At 66.7% G+C, this 17,114-nt stretch carries 16 protein-coding genes and 2 tRNA genes; 10 read left to right on the top strand and 8 right to left on the bottom strand.

Annotated features, from left to right (window positions below; translation table 11 throughout):
- Positions 1-14 precede the first annotated feature (14 nt).
- Positions 15-560, top strand: a complete 546-nt coding sequence (tatB, locus tag ACW177_RS09505; protein WP_492025482.1) for a Sec-independent protein translocase protein TatB — start codon at positions 15-17, stop codon at positions 558-560.
- Complete coding sequence (gene tatC, locus ACW177_RS09500) at positions 557-1,444, top strand: twin-arginine translocase subunit TatC (protein ID WP_492025481.1); 888 nt, start codon at positions 557-559, stop codon at positions 1,442-1,444. Before tatB ends, tatC begins: the two co-directional genes overlap by 4 nt.
- Before the next feature lie 8 nt (positions 1,445-1,452).
- Here the strand turns inward: tatC and ACW177_RS09495 are convergent, their stop codons facing one another.
- The 3 genes from ACW177_RS09495 to ACW177_RS09485 form a co-directional block, all read right to left on the bottom strand.
- Complete coding sequence (locus ACW177_RS09495; RefSeq protein WP_492025480.1) at positions 1,453-2,304, bottom strand: DUF6065 family protein; 852 nt, start codon at positions 2,302-2,304, stop codon at positions 1,453-1,455.
- Positions 2,305-2,460: 156 nt separating this feature from the next.
- On the bottom strand, positions 2,461-3,867 hold the full coding sequence (glnA, locus tag ACW177_RS09490; protein ID WP_492025479.1) for a type I glutamate--ammonia ligase: 1,407 nt from the start codon (positions 3,865-3,867) through the stop codon (positions 2,461-2,463).
- Between the two features lie 84 nt (positions 3,868-3,951).
- The gene (locus tag ACW177_RS09485) at positions 3,952-4,290 is read right to left on the bottom strand and encodes a P-II family nitrogen regulator (RefSeq protein ID WP_008261682.1); all 339 of its coding nucleotides are present in this window, start codon (positions 4,288-4,290) and stop codon (positions 3,952-3,954) included.
- 114 nt (positions 4,291-4,404) lie between these two features.
- On the opposite strand from ACW177_RS09485, the gene ACW177_RS09480 reads away from it, so the two are divergent.
- Positions 4,405-5,244, top strand: a complete 840-nt coding sequence (locus tag ACW177_RS09480) for an NAD(P)H-hydrate dehydratase (RefSeq protein ID WP_492025478.1) — start codon at positions 4,405-4,407, stop codon at positions 5,242-5,244.
- A 101-nt stretch (positions 5,245-5,345) separates the two neighbouring features.
- On the opposite strand, the gene ACW177_RS09475 is transcribed toward ACW177_RS09480, so the two are convergent.
- The 3 genes from ACW177_RS09475 to ACW177_RS09465 all read right to left on the bottom strand — a co-directional run bounded on the left by ACW177_RS09475 (position 5,346) and on the right by ACW177_RS09465 (position 6,705).
- A complete protein-coding gene (locus tag ACW177_RS09475) occupies positions 5,346-5,984 on the bottom strand; it encodes a hypothetical protein (RefSeq protein ID WP_492025477.1) in 639 nt (212 codons plus the stop codon).
- A gap of 45 nt (positions 5,985-6,029) precedes the next feature.
- Positions 6,030-6,377: a hypothetical protein gene (locus ACW177_RS09470; protein ID WP_492025476.1), complete on the bottom strand. Its 348-nt coding sequence runs from the start codon at positions 6,375-6,377 to the stop codon at positions 6,030-6,032.
- 253 nt (positions 6,378-6,630) lie between these two features.
- Positions 6,631-6,705 (bottom strand) — tRNA-Asn (locus tag ACW177_RS09465).
- Positions 6,706-6,767: 62 nt separating this feature from the next.
- Here ACW177_RS09465 and ACW177_RS09460 point away from each other — a divergent pair.
- A complete protein-coding gene (locus tag ACW177_RS09460; protein ID WP_492025475.1) occupies positions 6,768-7,601 on the top strand; it encodes a TrmH family RNA methyltransferase in 834 nt (277 codons plus the stop codon).
- A 260-nt stretch (positions 7,602-7,861) separates the two neighbouring features.
- On the opposite strand, the gene ACW177_RS09455 is transcribed toward ACW177_RS09460, so the two are convergent.
- Positions 7,862-7,935 (bottom strand) — tRNA-Cys (locus ACW177_RS09455).
- Between the two features lie 135 nt (positions 7,936-8,070).
- On the opposite strand from ACW177_RS09455, the gene ACW177_RS09450 reads away from it, so the two are divergent.
- The 5 genes from ACW177_RS09450 (at position 8,071) to ACW177_RS09430 (ending at position 14,807) form a co-directional block, all read left to right on the top strand.
- Positions 8,071-8,700 carry a protein-L-isoaspartate O-methyltransferase family protein gene (locus tag ACW177_RS09450; RefSeq protein ID WP_492025474.1) on the top strand — a complete coding sequence of 210 codons (630 nt, stop codon included), beginning with the start codon at positions 8,071-8,073 and terminating at the stop codon, positions 8,698-8,700.
- Positions 8,701-8,823: 123 nt separating this feature from the next.
- On the top strand, positions 8,824-10,320 hold the full coding sequence (locus ACW177_RS09445; protein WP_492025473.1) for a TolC family outer membrane protein: 1,497 nt from the start codon (positions 8,824-8,826) through the stop codon (positions 10,318-10,320).
- A 170-nt stretch (positions 10,321-10,490) separates the two neighbouring features.
- Complete coding sequence (locus ACW177_RS09440) at positions 10,491-11,114, top strand: DUF2497 domain-containing protein (protein WP_492025472.1); 624 nt, start codon at positions 10,491-10,493, stop codon at positions 11,112-11,114.
- A 103-nt stretch (positions 11,115-11,217) separates the two neighbouring features.
- Positions 11,218-14,043 (top strand): valine--tRNA ligase, encoded by a 2,826-nt coding sequence (locus ACW177_RS09435; protein ID WP_492025471.1) that lies wholly within the window; start codon positions 11,218-11,220, stop codon positions 14,041-14,043.
- A 32-nt stretch (positions 14,044-14,075) separates the two neighbouring features.
- Entirely contained in the window at positions 14,076-14,807 is a 732-nt protein-coding gene (locus ACW177_RS09430) for a TlyA family RNA methyltransferase (RefSeq protein WP_492025470.1), read from the top strand.
- Positions 14,808-14,952: 145 nt separating this feature from the next.
- Here ACW177_RS09430 and ACW177_RS09425 read toward each other — a convergent pair whose 3' ends face one another.
- A complete protein-coding gene (locus ACW177_RS09425) occupies positions 14,953-15,606 on the bottom strand; it encodes a YMGG-like glycine zipper-containing protein (protein WP_492025469.1) in 654 nt (217 codons plus the stop codon).
- 260 nt (positions 15,607-15,866) lie between these two features.
- On the opposite strand from ACW177_RS09425, the gene ACW177_RS09420 reads away from it, so the two are divergent.
- Positions 15,867-17,111, top strand: a complete 1,245-nt coding sequence (locus tag ACW177_RS09420) for a class I SAM-dependent RNA methyltransferase (protein ID WP_492025468.1) — start codon at positions 15,867-15,869, stop codon at positions 17,109-17,111.
- Positions 17,112-17,114 lie beyond the last annotated feature (3 nt).

Below are 17,114 nucleotides of genomic sequence, written 5' to 3'. Positions count from 1 at the left end.
GTAAGGGCTGACGCATGGGCGGGCTCGGCCCCGGTATCGGGGGTTTCGAATTAGTGGTGATCGGCCTGGTGGCCCTGCTTGTGGTGGGGCCAAAGGATCTGCCTGTTCTGATGCGTCGCGTCGGTCAGATGGTCGCCAAGGCGCGCGCCATGGCCAACGAGTTCCGCTCGAGCTTCGACGAGATGGCGCGTCAGTCCGAGCTGGACGACCTGCGCAAGGAGGTCGAGGCGCTGCGGACCGGGCAGGGGGGCATGTATCCCCTGGGTGCAGAGGCCGATGCGGCGTTCAAGGAAATCAATGCGGGCCTGACCGCGCCGGCGACGTCGGCGGCCCTGCCGGCGCCTGAAGAGCCGGCGGTGACGCCGGCCGTCGATGAATGGCCGGACACGCCGCCTGCGGTCGATACGCAAGCGGCGGAGGCCAAGCCGAAGCGCGCACCGAGCAAGACCACAGCGAAGAAGCGCGCGCCGGCCAAGGCCAAGACTGAGGCTGCCCCGGCCGCCGTCGCCAAGACGCCCGCCAAGCCCCGGACCCCGCGCAAGAAGGCCGTCGAGCTTTGACTTTCTCCGATCGTGACGAGGCCGAGATCGAGGCGTCGCGTGCGCCCCTGATGGATCACCTGATCGAGCTGCGCGGGCGGTTGCTGGTCTGCGTGATCGCCTTCGCCCTGGGCTTCATCCTGTGCTTCGCCTTCGCCAACCAGATCCAGATCGCCCTGATCAAACCCTATCAGGCGGCGGCGGCCATCCACGCGGCGGCCCTGGCCTCGGGCGGACACGCCAATCCGCTGGAGCTGATCGCGACCATGATGGGGCTGAAGCCCTATCCGCCCGGTACGGCGGCCGTGGTTCAGCTGATCGCCACTGCGCCGCTGGAACAGCTGTTCACCAAGATGAAGATCGCGGCCTTCGGCGCGGCGGTCCTGACCTTCCCGGTCATCGCCTGGCAGCTGTACCGGTTTGTCGCCCCGGGGCTGTACCGGAATGAACGCGGGGCCTTCCTGCCCTTCCTGATCGCGGCGCCGGTGATGTTCTGCCTGGGCGGGGCGCTGGTCTATTATGTCATGCTGCCCTTCGTCATGCTGTTCTCGCTGGGACAACAGGTGGTCAGCGACGGGATTTCCGTGGCCCAGACGACGAAGATCTCTGACTATCTGAGCCTGGTGACCTCGCTGCTGCTGGCGTTTGGGCTCTGCTTCCAACTGCCGGTCGTGACGACCCTGCTGGGGTTGGCCGGACTGATCAGCTCTAAGGCCATGGCCGCCGGTCGCCGCTACGCCATCGTGGCCGTGGTGGTCGTCGCCGCCGTGGTCACGCCGCCCGATCCGATCAGCCAGCTGATGCTCGCCGTGCCCCTGGTCATCCTCTACGAGGTATCGATCTGGTGCGTGCGGCTGATCGAGCTGCGCCGCAAGAAGGCGGACGAGGCCGAGGGCCTGGCTTAGTTCAGGGATCAGCCGCGCTTCTTATCCGTGTGATCGACGGGACAGACCCGCCGCGAGCCTGTCTGGCGGAAGGGCGACAGTCTGAGCTTGGACTGATGGTCGTCGGGGCCGGGGTGACCCTCGGGGTGCAGGCCGCGATAATAGAGTTTCTGCCACTGATCGGCCGGCGCCGTCGGCTTGGTCCGCTTGACCCAGTCCTGGAAGGCCAGTCGTGAAGCCCGCCAGGCGTCGAAGGTCTGCAACATCTCGGGCTGGTCCTCCATCGGCCGCAGCTCCGGCTTTAGCCGGTCCAGCGCTCCGCGCGGCGTGGGGAAGAAGAAGCAGAAGGGCTCGTTCTCCTCGAACCGGATCCAGACGTCGGGTCGGGTGAAGCGCCAGTTCATGGTGAAGGTATAGGGCGACCAGTCCGTCTCGATCACGCCGCCCATCGGGGCGATTCCGTCCTTCATGGCGTTGGGCGGGCCGCCGACCCAAAGGTTCCAGCCTTCCGAGGTGCGCATGATGCCATCGACGTGGAAGGTCAGGGTTCCGCTGCCGAACAGGGAAACCGGACCCCGCTTTGGGTCGGAGCCGGGATCCAGCACGATCTCGACCGAACTGGGGTTGACGCCGCCGTGCCAGCGGGCCTTGAAGCCGGAGGGGCTGAGCATTTCCCAACCGTGGGTGTTGGCGATGGCGAGGGGCAGGCAGCGATAGGCGAAACTGTCGGGTGTTTCGGTCATCCAGTCGCGCTTGGGCGAGGCCGGGGCCACGCGCGGGGCCCAGCCCTCGCGCACATAGCAGACCAGTTCGGTTTCAGCCGCGCGAACCGGGGCGCCCTTGGGACGCGCTGGAACAGACCCCTTCAAACGTTTGACCATTTCCGAGCCTCGTATGCCGCCAACCTCGCCCTATGGAGCGGGCGTTTTAAGCCTTTAGGACAGGCGCATGTCCAACCCGTGACGGTTACGCGCGGAAAGGAAAAGCCCCGGATGGTGACCATCCGGGGCTCTCCTTAAGTCGGACTGCCGGGTCGATCAGCAGCTGTAGTACATGTCGAATTCGACCGGGTGCGGGTGCAGTTGCAGGCGCATCACCTCTTCCATCTTCAGCTCGATGTAGCTGTCGATGAAGTCGTCATCCATGACGCCGCCCTTCTTGAGGAAGGCGCGGTCCTTGTCGAGATTCTCGAGGGCTTCACGCAGCGAGCCGCAGACCTCCGGGATCGAGCCGCGCTCTTCCGGCGGCAGATCGTACAGGTTCTTGTCGGCGGGCGCGCCCGGATCGATACGGTTCTCGATTCCGTCCAGGCCGGCCATCAGCAGGGCGACGAAGGTCAGATAGGGGTTGCCCATCGGGTCGGGGAAGCGGGCTTCCAGACGCTTGGCCTTCGGCGACGAGACGTGCGGGATACGGATCGAGGCCGAACGGTTGCGGGCCGAATAGGCCAGCTTCACCGGGGCTTCGTAGCCGGGCACCAGACGCTTGTAGCTGTTGGTGGTCGAGTTGGCGAAGGCGTTGATGGCCTTGGCGTGCTTGATGATGCCGCCGATGTACCAGAGGCATTCCTGCGACAGGCCGGCGTATTTGTCGCCGGCGAACTGGGGCTTGCCGTCCTTCCAGATCGACATGTGGACGTGCATGCCCGAGCCGTTGTCCGCGAACATGGGCTTGGCCATGAAGGTCGCCGACTTGCCATAGGCGGCGGCGACGTTGTGGATCACGTACTTATAGAGCTGCAGCCGGTCGGCCATGGTCAGCAGGTCCGAGAACTTCAGACCCAGTTCGTGCTGGGCCGGGGCCACCTCGTGGTGGTGCTTCTCGGGCTGGAGGCCCAGGTCGCGCATGACGCCCAGCATTTCGCCGCGCAGGTCCTGGCCGGAATCGACCGGGTTGACCGGGAAATAGCCGCCCTTGGGCCCAGGGCGGTGGCCCATATTGCCCTCGGTGTATTCGGCGCCGGTGTTGGCCGGCAGCTCGGTCGAATCATACGAGTAGGAGGTGTTGTGCGGCTGGGTCGACCAGCGCACGTCGTCGAAGATGAAGAACTCGGCTTCCGGGCCGAAATAGACGATGTCGCCGATGCCCGACGACTGGACATAGGACAGGGCCTTCTTGGCCATCGAGCGGCTGTCGCGGTTGTAGGGCTCGCCGGTGTCGGGGTTCAGCACGTCGCAGAACAGGAACATCGTCGTCTGCTGGTAGAACGGATCGATGTAGGCGGTCGTCAGGTCCGGCTTCAGCAGCATGTCGGACTCGTTGATGGCCTTCCAGCCGGCGATGGACGAGCCGTCGAACATCGTGCCTTCGTTCAGGAAATCCTCATCGACCAGGTCGATGTCGAAGGTGACGTGCTGCAGCTTGCCGCGGGTGTCGGTGAAGCGAACGTCGACGTATTTGACGTCCTTCTCCTTGATCTCCTTAAGGATCTTGCTGGCGCTCATTCTCGGAAGTCCTATTTTTTAGTCGTTGGGGAGGAACCGAACACCCGACCCTAGGAGACGAGCGACGGAGGAGGGTACGCGAACTCAGACGGCCTGGGCCCCGGTCTCGCCGGTGCGGATACGGATCACTTCGGCGACGTCGGACACGAATATCTTGCCGTCGCCGATCTTGCCGGTGCGGGCCGAGGTCTGAATGGCCTCGACCACGGCGGGCGCGAGATCATCGGCGACGACGACCTCGATCTTGATCTTGGGCAGGAAGTCGATGACGTATTCCGCGCCTCGATACAGTTCGGAATGGCCTTTCTGGCGGCCATATCCCTTGGCCTCCAGCACGGTCATGCCTTGCACGCCGACATCCTGGAGCGCCTCTTTGACGTCATCCAGCTTGAAGGGCTTGATGATGGCTTCAATCTTCTTCATGGCGACCCCTGAGCGGCGCGCGGAATGCCACGGCGCTCGGGCGGGAATGGGACACATCAAGGCCGCTCAAAGCAAGCGGTTTTCGCAGAAAAGTCACGGATATTCGGAGCCCGGATGATAGAAACCAACGACCCGGCCTTATGGCGCAATTTTCTTCCGTGGCCGGGCGCGGAAACGCACAAGCATGCGCGGGGCCGTCTAGGCATTGTCTCCGGGCGTGCGCATCAGACCGGGGCGGCGCGGCTGGCGGCGCGGGCGGGCCTGCGGATCGGGGCCGGGGTGGTGCGCATATTCTGTCCGCCCGATGCGGTCGCCGTGATCGCTCCGGCCATTGAAGCCATCATGCTGACCCCCTTCGCCACCGCCGACGGCCTGGCCCGCGAGGTCGAGGAGATGGACGCCGTCGTGGTGGGGCCGGCCGCCGGTCTGGACGAGACGACCGTGAACAATGTTCAGGCCCTGGCCTTGAGCGGCGCGGCCCTGGTGATCGACGCCGACGGGCTGTCGGTGTTCAAGGGGCGAAGCGCCGAACTGTTCGCCGTGCTGGACCGCGACGACGTGCTGACGCCGCATGAGGGCGAGTTTGAACGCCTGTTTCCGGGTCTTCTGCGCAAAGGCCGTGCGCCCGCCGCCGTCGAAGCGGCTCGACGCGCCCAGGCCATCGTCGTGCTGAAGGGCGCCGAAACCGTCATCGCGGCGCCCGACGGCCGCGTGCGCGTCAATCGGAACGGCTCGCCCTGGCTGGCGACGGCGGGAACCGGCGACGTGCTGTCCGGCATGATCGGCGGACTGATCGCCCAGAGGATGGACAGTTTCGACGCCGCCTGCGCCGCGGTCTGGATCCACGCCGATGCGGCGGACCGGTTTGGGCCGGGCTTGATTGCGGAAGACCTGAGCGAGGTCATGCCGCAGTCCTTGAAGGCGCTGTGGTCGGGCCGACCGGGCCTCGGTTGAGGCGTCGCCTCATCTTCGATGCCTGCATGACCTATGACAACGACCCGACGCTGGAGGCGCCGGGTCGTTGCTTCTTACGAGGGTCTTAGTGGCGGGAAAGCCTAGCGATACCGCGCGCGTTCCTCGTTGATCTGGTCGGCGGTATAGGGTTGAGCCCCGGCGTCGAAGCTGGACCAGCCCGATTGACGGTAGGACTCGCCCCGTGTCGTCGCATCATAGCCGCGGCTGCCGTCCAGGATCGACTGGATCTGATGGGGCTCGTCTCCGTCGGCCTTGACGCTGACGAGGGTTCCGCCGCGACGCACGCCTTCTGAATAGACGTTCGCCTCTTCATCGCTGTGACCGGCTTCCTTCAATGCGCCGAGCAGACCGCCCGTCGCGCCGCCGGCTGCTGCGCCGACCGCAGCGCCGACCGCTGTCGAGGCCAGCCAGCCCGCGGCCACGACCGGACCGAGGCCGGGAATGGCGAGCATGCCGAGGCCGGCGAGCACGCCTGCGCCGGCGCCGAGCAGGCCGCCGGTGGCTGCGCCCTTGCCGGCGCCGTCCGCGACGTCGTTTTCACCGTCGCCGTTCCGGTCGCCCAGGGGGCCGGCTTTATGGTCGCCGTCGCCGCTGTGCCAGTTTTCGGCATTGTTGGAGACGATGCTGATCTTGTCGTGCGAGACGCCGGAGGCTTCGAGTTTCGAAACGGCGTCGAGAGCTTCGGTGTGGCTGTCGAACAGCCGAGTGACGGTCGCCATGATTGGCTCCTTGAAAAATTTGAGGGGGGGGGAGGCGGGCGAGCCTTACTGAGGCGTCACGACGCCCTTGTAATCGACCGAGACAGTCGTGGTTTCACCGCCAGCGCGCGCGGCCTGGGCTTTCCAGATACCTTGTTCGTCTTGGGTCAGAGCGCCGGAGACGACATAGCCCTGCTTCTCGATCGCTTCTCGGGCCTGGCCTTCGGTGAAGGAGTTGGCGCCCGGCGTCAGGCCGGCTTGGCCCGTGGTGTCCTGAGTGTCGACGGCAGGATTCATCGGCGATTCTGCAGTGGACATGGCAGGGCCCTCGACGGGGGCGTCAGTCTGTTCGCCGTTTCCGCAGGCGGTCAGGAGGGCGGCGGTCGCCGAGAGGGCAAGAGCGGCTCTTAACATGGTGGCTTTCCTTTCAGGGTTGCCACCAAAAAGGGAACGCCGCGCGTGTTCGTTCCTAAGGCTAAGGTTTATTGGACGAAATTTCTGGTCGGAAGTGCCGCGCCAAAGCTCATCGGAAGCTTCTCCGGCCAGCCGGAAACGCGCGAAGCCCGGACAGACAAATGTCGTCCGTTTGCGCGCTCAAATGTAAGAAGGGGCTGTCTGGGCCATGCCCGTCAGAACGCGTCTTATAGAGACGCTGTTCTGGCCCGAGTGGCTCCGCGGGTAGGATTCGAACCTACGACCAGCCGATTAACAGTCGGCTGCTCTACCACTGAGCTACCGCGGAACTGCTCGGGAGGCGGGCCTATAGCAGCGGCCATTCGATTCGTGCAATGGGAAAAACGACGAATGCGCACGATCTCGATCAATGACCCCGAAGACCCCCGGATCGCCGGGTTTCGCGACATTCGCGAACGCGACCTGACGGGCCGCGAAGGCCTGTTCATCGCCGAAGGCGAGGTGGTGGTGCGGGTGTTGGCGTCGTCGGCGTCGCTGTGCCGGCCGCGGGCCCTGCTTCTGGCCGAGAAGCGTGCCGAAGCGCTGGCGGACGTGATCGAAGCCCTGCCGGAGGCGACGCCTGTCTATGTGGCCGGACAAGCGGTGCTGGATCGGATCGCGGGCTTTCCGTTGCACCGGGGCATTCTGGCCTTGGGCGAGAAGCCGGCCGCTCCGCCCTTGTCGGAGATACTGGAGGCAGTGGCGGATGACGACGTCTTCGTCATCGCCAGCGGCATAGGCAATCATGACAATATGGGCGGCCTGTTCCGAAATGCGGCGGCCTTCGGCGCCCGCGCCGTTCTGCTGGACCAGTCCTGCTGCGATCCCTTCTATCGCAAATCCATCCGGGTCTCGGTCGGAGCGGTGTTGAGGACGCCGTTGTCCGTCACGGGATCCGCCGAGGCGCTGGTGGAAGGAATGCAGGCGAGGGGCGTCGAGGTGGTGGCTCTGACGCCGTCGGCGACGGAGCGACTGGCGGACTATCGGCGACGGGGGCCGGTCGCCTTGATGGTCGGGTCAGAGGGGCCGGGCCTGCCGCGCGCGGTGATCGAGCGTTGCCGCGCCGTGGGCGTGCCCATGGCGGGCGGATTCGATTCGCTGAATGTCGCGGTCGCCAGCGCCCTGGCTCTGCATCATGTGACCAGCAGCGCCTCGGCATCGGACGGCGGCTCACCAGGTTGTTAGCGCGTTAAGGATTTGTACACCTTGCGGCCAAGCTGAAACTGTGACGCCATGGCTTCCATTGGTGTGGGGGCGCGCAATGAACATTCTGTATTTTCTGAACCGGAACCTTCGGGCCGCGATCGTTGTCACGGTCGCCGCCGCCGGACTGGGCGCGGCAGGGGTGATCGGCTGGATCACCGCGCCCGTCAGTTGATGGGCGAGGGCTGAAACGAAAGGAGGCGCGGATCCAGCGATCCGCGCCTCTTGTTCTATTGTCGCGATGGAGGCCTGACCGGGAATCGAACCCGGGTGCAAGGATTTGCAGTCCTCTGCGTCACCACTCCGCCATCAGGCCGCTTTTTGTCCCGATTTCTCGGGGGCGGTCATCGCGAGGGGCGTTCGCTATCAGATCGGATTGTCCGCTGCAACGCACGGAACTATAAGCGCGCGAGATTTCCTCCCCTGACTATCGATTGAAGGCTGCCCAAAGATGGATTTCACCGCCGAGCGCAAGGCCATGGTCGACTCGCAGGTCCGCGTGAACGACGTCACAAGTCACGAAATCCACATGGCCATGATGGACGTGCCTCGCGAGCGTTACTGCGCGCCTGAGCGGGTCTTCGCCGCCTATTCGGACGCGGCGATCGAGATCGCAGGCGACCGCAGGCTGATGCCGGCGCGCGACGTGTCCAAGCTGCTTCAGGCGGCGGATCCGCGCGAGGGCGAGAAGGCTCTGGCCATCGCCGCCCCCTATGCCGCCGCTGTTCTGGCCAGCATGGGTCTGACGGTGACGGCGCAGGAAGCCGATTCGGCCGTATTCGAGGTCGCGGGCGAAGCCTTGGCAGAGGCGCGGGTGACCACGGCGGTAGAGCCTCTGGACGCACCGGTCGGCGAAGGCTGGGACCTGATCGTCTGCGAAGGCGGCGTGGCGGCTCTGCCCGAGGCCTGGGGCAAGGCCCTGCGTGCCGGCGGGCGTATGGTCCTGGTCGAGCGTCGCGGCGCCATCGGCAAGGCCGCCATCTATGTGAAGGGCCGCGAGGGCCTGTCGCGTCGCGAACTGTTCGATTCGTCGCCGGCCCTTCTTGCGGATCTGACGCCGGCGCCGACATTCGCGCTGTGAGGCCAAACGCGCCGGCGCTCGTCGTCAGCGTGAAAAAAACTTAACTGGCGTTAGATCGACTGAGGTCGCAGTTACGCTTGATGACATCGGGCGCTCCCGGGGGGCGTCAGGCAAGGACGGACAATGTTGAAACGCTCGCGTGTGCTGGCTTCGGCCGCTATGGTGGCTCTTGTGACGGGACTGGGCGCGCCGGCCTGGGCCGAGACGCTGCAGGAAGCGATCGCCCTGGCCTATCAGACCAACCCCAGCCTGCTGGGCCAACGGGCGAATCAGCGCGCGTTGGACGAAACCATAGTCCAGGCCCGCTCGGGCCTGCGCCCGACGCTGAGCGCCTCGGCCGGTGTCGACTACACCCGCAGCGACTTCCCGGCCGCAACGCCGGGCGCCAGCACGTCGTCGGACAGCGACACGGCCAACCTGGGCGTCAGCCTGTCCCAGAACATCTGGACCGCCGGTCGCACCTCCCTGGCCATCGATCAGGCCCGGGCCAACGTGATGGCGGGGCGTGAAAACCTGCGCGAGATCGAACAGTCGATCATGCTGTCGGTTATCCAGGCCTATGTGAACGTCACCCGCGACATGGAAATCCTGGCCATCCGCCAGGAAAATCTCGCCGTGCTGCAACGGCAGCTGGAAGAGACCAACGCCCGATTCGAAGTCGGCGAGATCACCCGGACGGACGTGGCCCAGGCCGAATCCTCGCTGGCCCAGTCCGAGGCCGATCTGGCCAGCGCCCGGGCCCAGCTGTCGACCACCCGCGCCGCATACGCCGCCGTTGTGGGGCAGGCGCCCAGCGATCTGGAGACCGCGCCGGTTCTGCCGCTGGTCCCGACCGATTTCGACGCCGCCATGGACACCGCCCTGGCGCGCAATCCGGGCGTGCTGTCGGCCGGCTATTCCTTGCAGGCGGCCGAGGCGGCCGTCGCCGCCGCCCGGGCGGAATATCTGCCTTCGGTGCGCGCCACCGCCTCCTACGGCGGTTCGGCGACGGATCTGGGCAATCTGGACGAGCTGGCGGATCGCCGCAGCTTTACCGCCGGCGCCACCCTGTCGGTGCCCCTGTTCACCGGCGGTCTGAACCGGTCGCGGGTGGCCCAGGCCCTGGAACAGGCGAACGCCGCCCAGATCGCCGTCGAGGGCGAGCGCCGCACCGTGCTGCAAAACGTCAGTTCGGCCTACGCCCAGGTTCTTTCGACGCGCTCGAACGTCGCGGCCGGCGAACAGGCCGTCCGCGCCGCCTCGGTGGCCGCAGAGGGCGTTCGGCAGGAAGCTCAGGTCGGTCTGCGCACCACCCTGGATGTGCTGAACCAGGAAGTGACCTTGCGGTCGGCCCAGACCTCGCTGGCCACCGCCCGGGCCGCCGAATATGTGGCGCGCGCTTCCCTGCTGTCGGCCATGGGTCAGCTTGACGGGCCGAGCCTCAACGCCAACCTCGACGTCTATGACGCCAAGACCAATTATGATCGCGTCCGCAATCGTGGCGGCCTGCCGTGGGATGGGGTGGTCGAGGCGCTGGACCGCGTCGCTTCGCCGGCTGTTGTCGACGCCGACGACGCGCCTGACGCGCCGATCGACACCCAGTTGAAGAGCGACGTCATCCGGACCGCACCCGGCGCCTGACTTCGGTTGGGGGATGTGTGCTCCAAAACGCCCGTTGATTCTGGCGGGCGTTGATGCGACGACACTAAGCGGGGCCGGAAAGACTTGATCTTTCCAGCTCCAACCCCGTGAATGGTGTCGGGGGCGACCTCGACACCCCCGTTTCATCCCAGGCCTCTCCCAGGTTACCCATGTCCGATCAGTCCGCCCAGGAACCCACCATGGAGGAGATCCTGGCGTCGATTCGCCGGATCATCTCCGAAGACGATGCACCGGCGGAGACACCGCCGGCAGCAGCCGCCCCGACGCCCGAGCCTGAGCCGGAACCGGAGCCCGAACCCGCCGCAGCGGAGACGGTCTTTGCGGCGCCGGCCGAACCCGAGGCCGAGCCTGAAGCCGTCGAGGAAGACGTGCTCGAGCTGACCGAGCTGTATGAGGCGCCGGCGGAAGAGGCGTCGTCGTCCGAGACCATCGGCGATCTCGACATCGTCGAGACTGCGCCCGAGCCGGAGCCTGAAGCCGAGCCGGTCGAAACCGCCGACGCGGCGCCCGAACCGGCCTATGATGCTCTGGTCGGAGAAAGCGCCGCCGCCAGCGCCGCCTCGGCCTTCGCCGGCCTGGCCGCCTCGTTCAAGAAGCCGCAAGCCCCGGCCGCCGCTTCGGGCGACCTGCCGTTCGTCAGCGGCAATACGGTCGAGGCCATGGTCGCCGAGATGCTGCGGCCGCTGCTGAAGGACTGGCTGGACAACAATCTGCCCGGCATCGTCCAGGCGGCGGTACAAAAGGAAGTCGAACGCATCGCGCGCAGCGCCTAGCCCTTCGCTTCACCGCAGACTATCGAGGGGCGGCTCCTGCTGGGGCCGCCCTTTGTCATTCAAGGCCGCCCCCCGGCCGCAAGACAACGATCAAAGAAGACCCATGCTCGAGAAGACCTTCGAACCCCAGGCCGCCGAACCCCGCCTGTACGCCCAGTGGGAAGAGAGCGGCCTGTTCGCGCCGCGCGCCGCTGCGGCCACGGACGGCGCCGCCGACGCCTATTCGATCGTCATTCCGCCGCCGAACGTGACGGGCAGCCTACACATCGGCCACGCCTTGAACAATACGCTGCAGGACATCCTGGCCCGCTATCACCGGATGAAGGGCAAGGCGGTGCTGTGGCTGCCGGGCACGGACCACGCGGGCATCGCTACCCAGATGGTGGTCGAGCGGCAGCTGGCGGCGGCCGGGAACGTCGGGCGGCGCGACATGGGCCGCGACGCCTTCATCGACAAGGTCTGGGAGTGGAAGGCCGAGAGCGGCGGGACCATTGTGCGCCAGCTGCGCCGGTTGGGCGCCTCGTGCGACTGGTCGCGCGAACGGTTCACCCTGGACGAGGGCCTGAACGCGGCCGTGCGTAAGGTCTTCGTGCAACTGCACAAGGAAGGCCTGATCTATCGCGACAAGCGGCTGGTGAACTGGGATCCGCATTTCCAGACCGCCATCTCGGACCTGGAGGTCGAGCAGCGCGAGGTGGACGGGGCCTATTGGCATTTCGCCTATCCGCTGGCGGACGGCGTGACCTACGAACACCCTGTCGCCTTCGACGAGGACGGCAAGGCCACGGAATGGGAGACGCGCGACTTCATCGTCGTCGCCACGACCCGGCCCGAGACCATGCTGGGCGACACCGGCGTGGCGGTGCATCCGGAGGATGAGCGGTATGCCTCGATTGTGGGCGCAGAGGTCGTCCTTCCGATTACGGGGCGCCGCATCCCGATCATCGCTGACGACTACGCCGATCCGACCAAGGGCTCGGGTGCGGTGAAAATCACGCCGGCTCACGACTTCAACGACTTCCAAGTCGGGAAGCGGGGGGGGCTCCGCACGATCAACGTTATGGATCGCTACGGACGCATCCTCGGTCTGGCTCAGACCGACATGCGCTACGATCAAGGTCGGGACGGGTACGTGGAGGATGGCGCAAATCCCGAGATTCCGCCGGCGGACTACGAGGCGATCGCCGCCATTCCGCATGAACTGCACTATCTCGACCGCTTCGCTGCGCGCAAGGCCATCGTCGCCCGTGCTGAAGAAGAGGGCTGGCTGCGCGAGATCGAGAAGACCAAGCACGTCGTGCCGCACGGCGACCGTTCCGGCGTGGTCATCGAACCGTGGCTGACGGACCAGTGGTACGTCGACGCAAAGGTCCTGGCCCAGCCCGCGCTGAAGGCGGTGGAGCAGGGCGACACGGTGTTCGAGCCGAAGTCGTACGAGAAGATCTATTTCGAATGGCTGAGGAACATTGAGCCCTGGTGCATCAGCCGCCAGCTGTGGTGGGGCCACCGCATCCCGGCCTGGTACGGGCCGGGCGGCGAGATCTATGTCGCCGAGACGGAAGAGGACGCCCGCGAACTGGCGATGGCGGACTATGAGTCCGAGGTCGCCCTGACCCAGGACGAAGACGTCCTCGACACCTGGTTCAGCTCGGCCCTGTGGCCGTTCTCGACCATGGGCTGGCCCGAGAAGACCGAGGATCTGGAGCGGTTCTATCCGACCAGCGACCTGGTCACGGCGGCGGACATCATCTTCTTCTGGGTCGCCCGGATGATGATGATGGGCCAGCACTTCATGGGCGAGGTCCCGTTCAAACGGGTGATCATCAATGGCCTGGTCCGCGACGAGAAGGGCCAGAAGATGAGCAAGTCCAAGGGGAACGTCATCGATCCCCTGGGCATCATCGACGAGCTGGGCGCCGATCCGCTGCGCTTCACCATGGCCATCCTGTCGGGCACGCGCGACATCAAGCTGTCGAAACAGCGGATCGAGGGCTATCGCAACTTCGGCACCAAGCTGTGGAACGCCGCCCGCTTCAGCCAGATGAACGAGGCGCGCCGCGTCGAGGGCTTCGATCCGGCGACGGTCGAGCAGACGATCAACCGCTGGATCCGGGGCGAGCTGACTAAGGCCGAGCGGGCCGTGTCCGAAGCCATCGAGGGCGGGCGGTTCGATGATGCGGCGGGCGCGCTGTACCGGTTCGTCTGGAACGTCTTCTGCGACTGGTATCTGGAACTGGCCAAGCCAGTGTTCAACGGCGCCGATGAGGCCGCCAAGGCCGAGACGCGGGCCATGACGGCCTGGACCCTGGACCAGACGCTGAAACTGCTGCACCCGGTCATGCCCTTCATCACCGAGGAGCTTTGGGCCGAACTGGGCAAGGAGGGGCCGGCGCGGGACAGCCTGCTGATCGGCGCGGAATGGCCCGTGCTGCCCGACGCCTTCATTGACGCCTCGGCCGAGGCCGAGATCGGCTGGCTGGTCGATCTGGTCGGGGAGATCCGGGGCCTGCGGGCCGAGATGAACGTGCCGCCGGCGGCCAAGCCGCCGCTGGCCTTTGTCGCGCCGGACGCCGTGACGGCCGAGCGGATCGCGCGCCATCGCGACCTGATCCTGACCCTGGGCCGGGTGTCCGAGGTCGGATCGGCGCAGGCCGCGCCGACGGGGGCCGTGACCTTTGTCTCGGGCGGTTCGACGGTCGCCCTGTCGCTGGCCGGGATCATCGACCTGACCGCCGAACGGGCGCGGTTGGAGAAGGAGATCGCCGTGTTCGAGAGCGATATTGGCCATGTGAACAAGAAGCTGGGCAATCCCAACTTCGTGTCGCGGGCCGCGCCGGAAGTGGTTGATGAACAGCGGGCCAAACTGGCCGAGGCCGAGGCGGGCAAGGTCAAGTTGCAGGCGGCGCTCAAGCGATTGGAAACCCTGTGACGGCTCCTTCTCCCGCAAGGGGAGAAGGGAGGTTGAAGTCGCGTATAGACCAACTCCTCGTCGCACGGGGCCTGTTCGACAGTCGGTCGCAAGCGTGCGCGGCGATCGACGCGGGGCTGGTCCTCGCCAATGGCGCAGTTGTGCGAAAGCCGTCCGAACAGTTTGCGGATGACGTTGTTCTGGACGCGCGGCCGGCCCATCGCTGGGTCGGGCGGGGGGCGTTGAAGCTGGACCATGCTCTGACCGTCTGGCCGGTGGCGGTCGAGGGACGGGTGGTGCTGGACGTCGGGGCCTCGACCGGCGGCTTCACCGAGGTCTGTCTGGATCGCAGGGCGGCCAAGGTGTTCGCGGTGGATGTCGGGTTTGGCCAGATGCACGACCGGGTCGCGGCTGATCCTCGGGTGGTCAATCTGGAGCGAACGGATGCGCGGGATCTGACGCCGGACCTGATCCCGGAGGCGCCGTCGCTGATCGTGTGTGACGCCAGCTTCATCAGCCTGATCAAGGTGCTGCCCGCCGCCCTGGATCTGGCGGCGCAGGGGGCGCATCTGGTGACCCTGGTCAAGCCGCAGTTCGAGGCCGATGGGCCAGGCGGCGGCAAGAAGGGGGTCGTCAAGGATCCCGCCGCCCACGCCGCTGCTGTCGAACGTGTGCGGGACTGGCTGGAGGCGATGGGCTGGGCCGTGCAGGCGACGACCGAGAGCCCCATCACCGGCGGCGACGGCAACGTCGAGTTCCTGCTCTGGGCCAAGAAGCCCCACTGATCGGGCTCAAGCAGATCGTGAGCCTCCCCCCAACAACGGGCTCAAGTAGCGCGAAGCGCGGTAGCCCCCTCAAAATAAGAAACCGCCGGAGGACAAGTCCTCCGGCGGCTCCCGTCACGTCGTCGATCGACAGGGGGGCTGAAAATTAATCGACGACGCGATAGCGGCCGTACTGGTCGGGGCAGGTGCGGACGTAGCGGGTGTCCGTGCGACCATCGGGCAGACGGATCTGGCTTTCGGCCAGGCGGCATCCGTCTGAATTCTGATAGGGCGAGACCGAGCGGGAGCGGTCGTCGTAATAGTCGTCGCCGTTGTAGGCGTAGTCGTCGCGGCGGTCGTCGTAGCGACGGCCCTGATCGCCGGTGTAACGGTCGTCATAGTAGCCGTAGCTGGGTTGGCTATCGCTCTGGCTGTAGTAGCCGCTGGAGCCGTAGCTGCTCTGGTAGCTGCGGCAGGCGTCGGAGCTGGAGCGGCCGACTTGCGAGCCGATGACCGCGCCGACGACGCCGCCCAGGATGCTGCCTTCGGTGCGGCGACCGCGAGCGGCCAGTTGCGAGCCGATGACGGCGCCGGCTCCGCCGCCGATGACGGCCCCGGCGCCGGTGCGGCCCTGACGTTCGCGGGCGCAGGGGTCGTAGGACTGTTGCGGGTAACGGTTGTAGTCATAGGAGGGGGCGTAGGCGCCGGTGCCGTAGTTCTGGCTGTAGCCATAGCTCTGGGCCGAGGCGGCCATGGGCGCGGCGACGGCGCCGAGGGTCAGGGCCGCGACGGCGGCGAGGGACTTGGTGGAGAGACGCATCTTCAACCCCTTGTGGTCGGACGTTCAGCGATGGGGGCTGAACGGGTGGACCGGCTGTCTGTTGCACCCTGTCTATCGGGGCGAAGCTGAACGGCTTTTGAGCGCCTCGTTCATCTTCGTTCATGTTTCGTGGGCCTATCGCGCTTCGCGACATCCTTGGTGGCCTATCGCGCCTAGCGCTACTTGAGGCCGGCTGGTGTGTGGGGCTGTTCCGAGCGCGCCGCTTGGCGTGGGGCGGCGGCGGGGCTAGAAGCCCGGCGATGCAGACCTTTACGATCAGCCGCGTCGGCGGACAGGGCGACGGCGTCGCCGAGACGCCGCAGGGGCCGGTCTTCGCCGGCCTGACCCTGCCGGGGGAGACGGTGCGGGGCGAGGTCGTCGATGGACGGCTGGAGCGGGTCGAGATCGTAACCCCCAGCGCGGACCGGATCGCCCCGGTGTCGCCCCAGTACGGGGACTGCGGCGGGTGCTCGCTGCAACACTGGGCGGACAAGCCGTATCTGGAATGGAAGCGCGAGCAGGTGCGGCGGGCCCTGGCGCGCGAGGGGATCGAGACCGAGGTCGAGGCGACGGTGGCGAGCCCGGCCGGGACGCGGCGGCGGGTGGCCCTGCACGCGCGCCGGACCCAGGACGGCCGGGTGGTGCTGGGCTTCAAGGCGCGGCGGTCGTGGCGGCTGGTCGAGGTGCGGGAATGCCCGGTGGCCGATCCCCGGATCATCCGCGCCATCCCGGCCCTGACCGAGGTGGCGGCGGCCTTTCTGGAGCATCCGAAGTCGGCGCCGACCCTGCACGTGACCTGGACCCTGTCAGGGCTGGACGTGGATGTGACGGGGGTCGAGCGGCGCTCGGGCGGCGGGCTGTCGGCCGACGCCCAGATGCGGGCCATAGCGGCGGCGCACCGGGCCGATCTGGCGCGGCTGAGCCTGGCGGGCGACACCCTGGTGATGGCGCGCCAGCCGAAGATCGGCTTCGGTCCCGCGACCGTGCCCCTGCCGGCGGGGGGCTTCCTGCAGGCGGTGCCCCAGGCCGAGGCGGCCATGGTGGAGCGGGCCGTGGCGGCGGTGAAGGGGGCCAAGAAGATCGCCGACCTGTTCTGCGGCGCCGGAACCTTCACCTTTCCGCTGGCGACCGTCGCGCCGGTGATCGCAGCCGATGCGTCCAAGGCGGGGATCGAGGCCCTGAAGGCCGGCGTGGGTTCGGCCAAGGGGATGAAGGCGATCACGGCCGAGGCGCGCGACCTGTTCCGGCGGCCGCTGACCCCTTATGACCTGAAGGGCTGCGACGCCGTCGTGTTCGACCCGCCGCGCGCCGGGGCCATCGACCAGACGGCCCAGATCGCCGGGACCAAGGCCGGGGTGGTGGTCGGGGTGTCGTGCAATCCCCAGACCTTTGCGCGGGATGCGCGGGTGCTGATCGACGCCGGGTTCCGGCTGGAGCGGGTCACGCCGGTGGATCAGTTCCTGTGGTCGGCCCATGTCGAACTTGTTAGTATTTTCAAGCGGTAAGCC

The sequence above is a fragment of the Brevundimonas sp. AVps23W genome, assembly GCF_058681395.1.
This window is presented reverse-complemented; position numbering and strand designations above follow the sequence as displayed.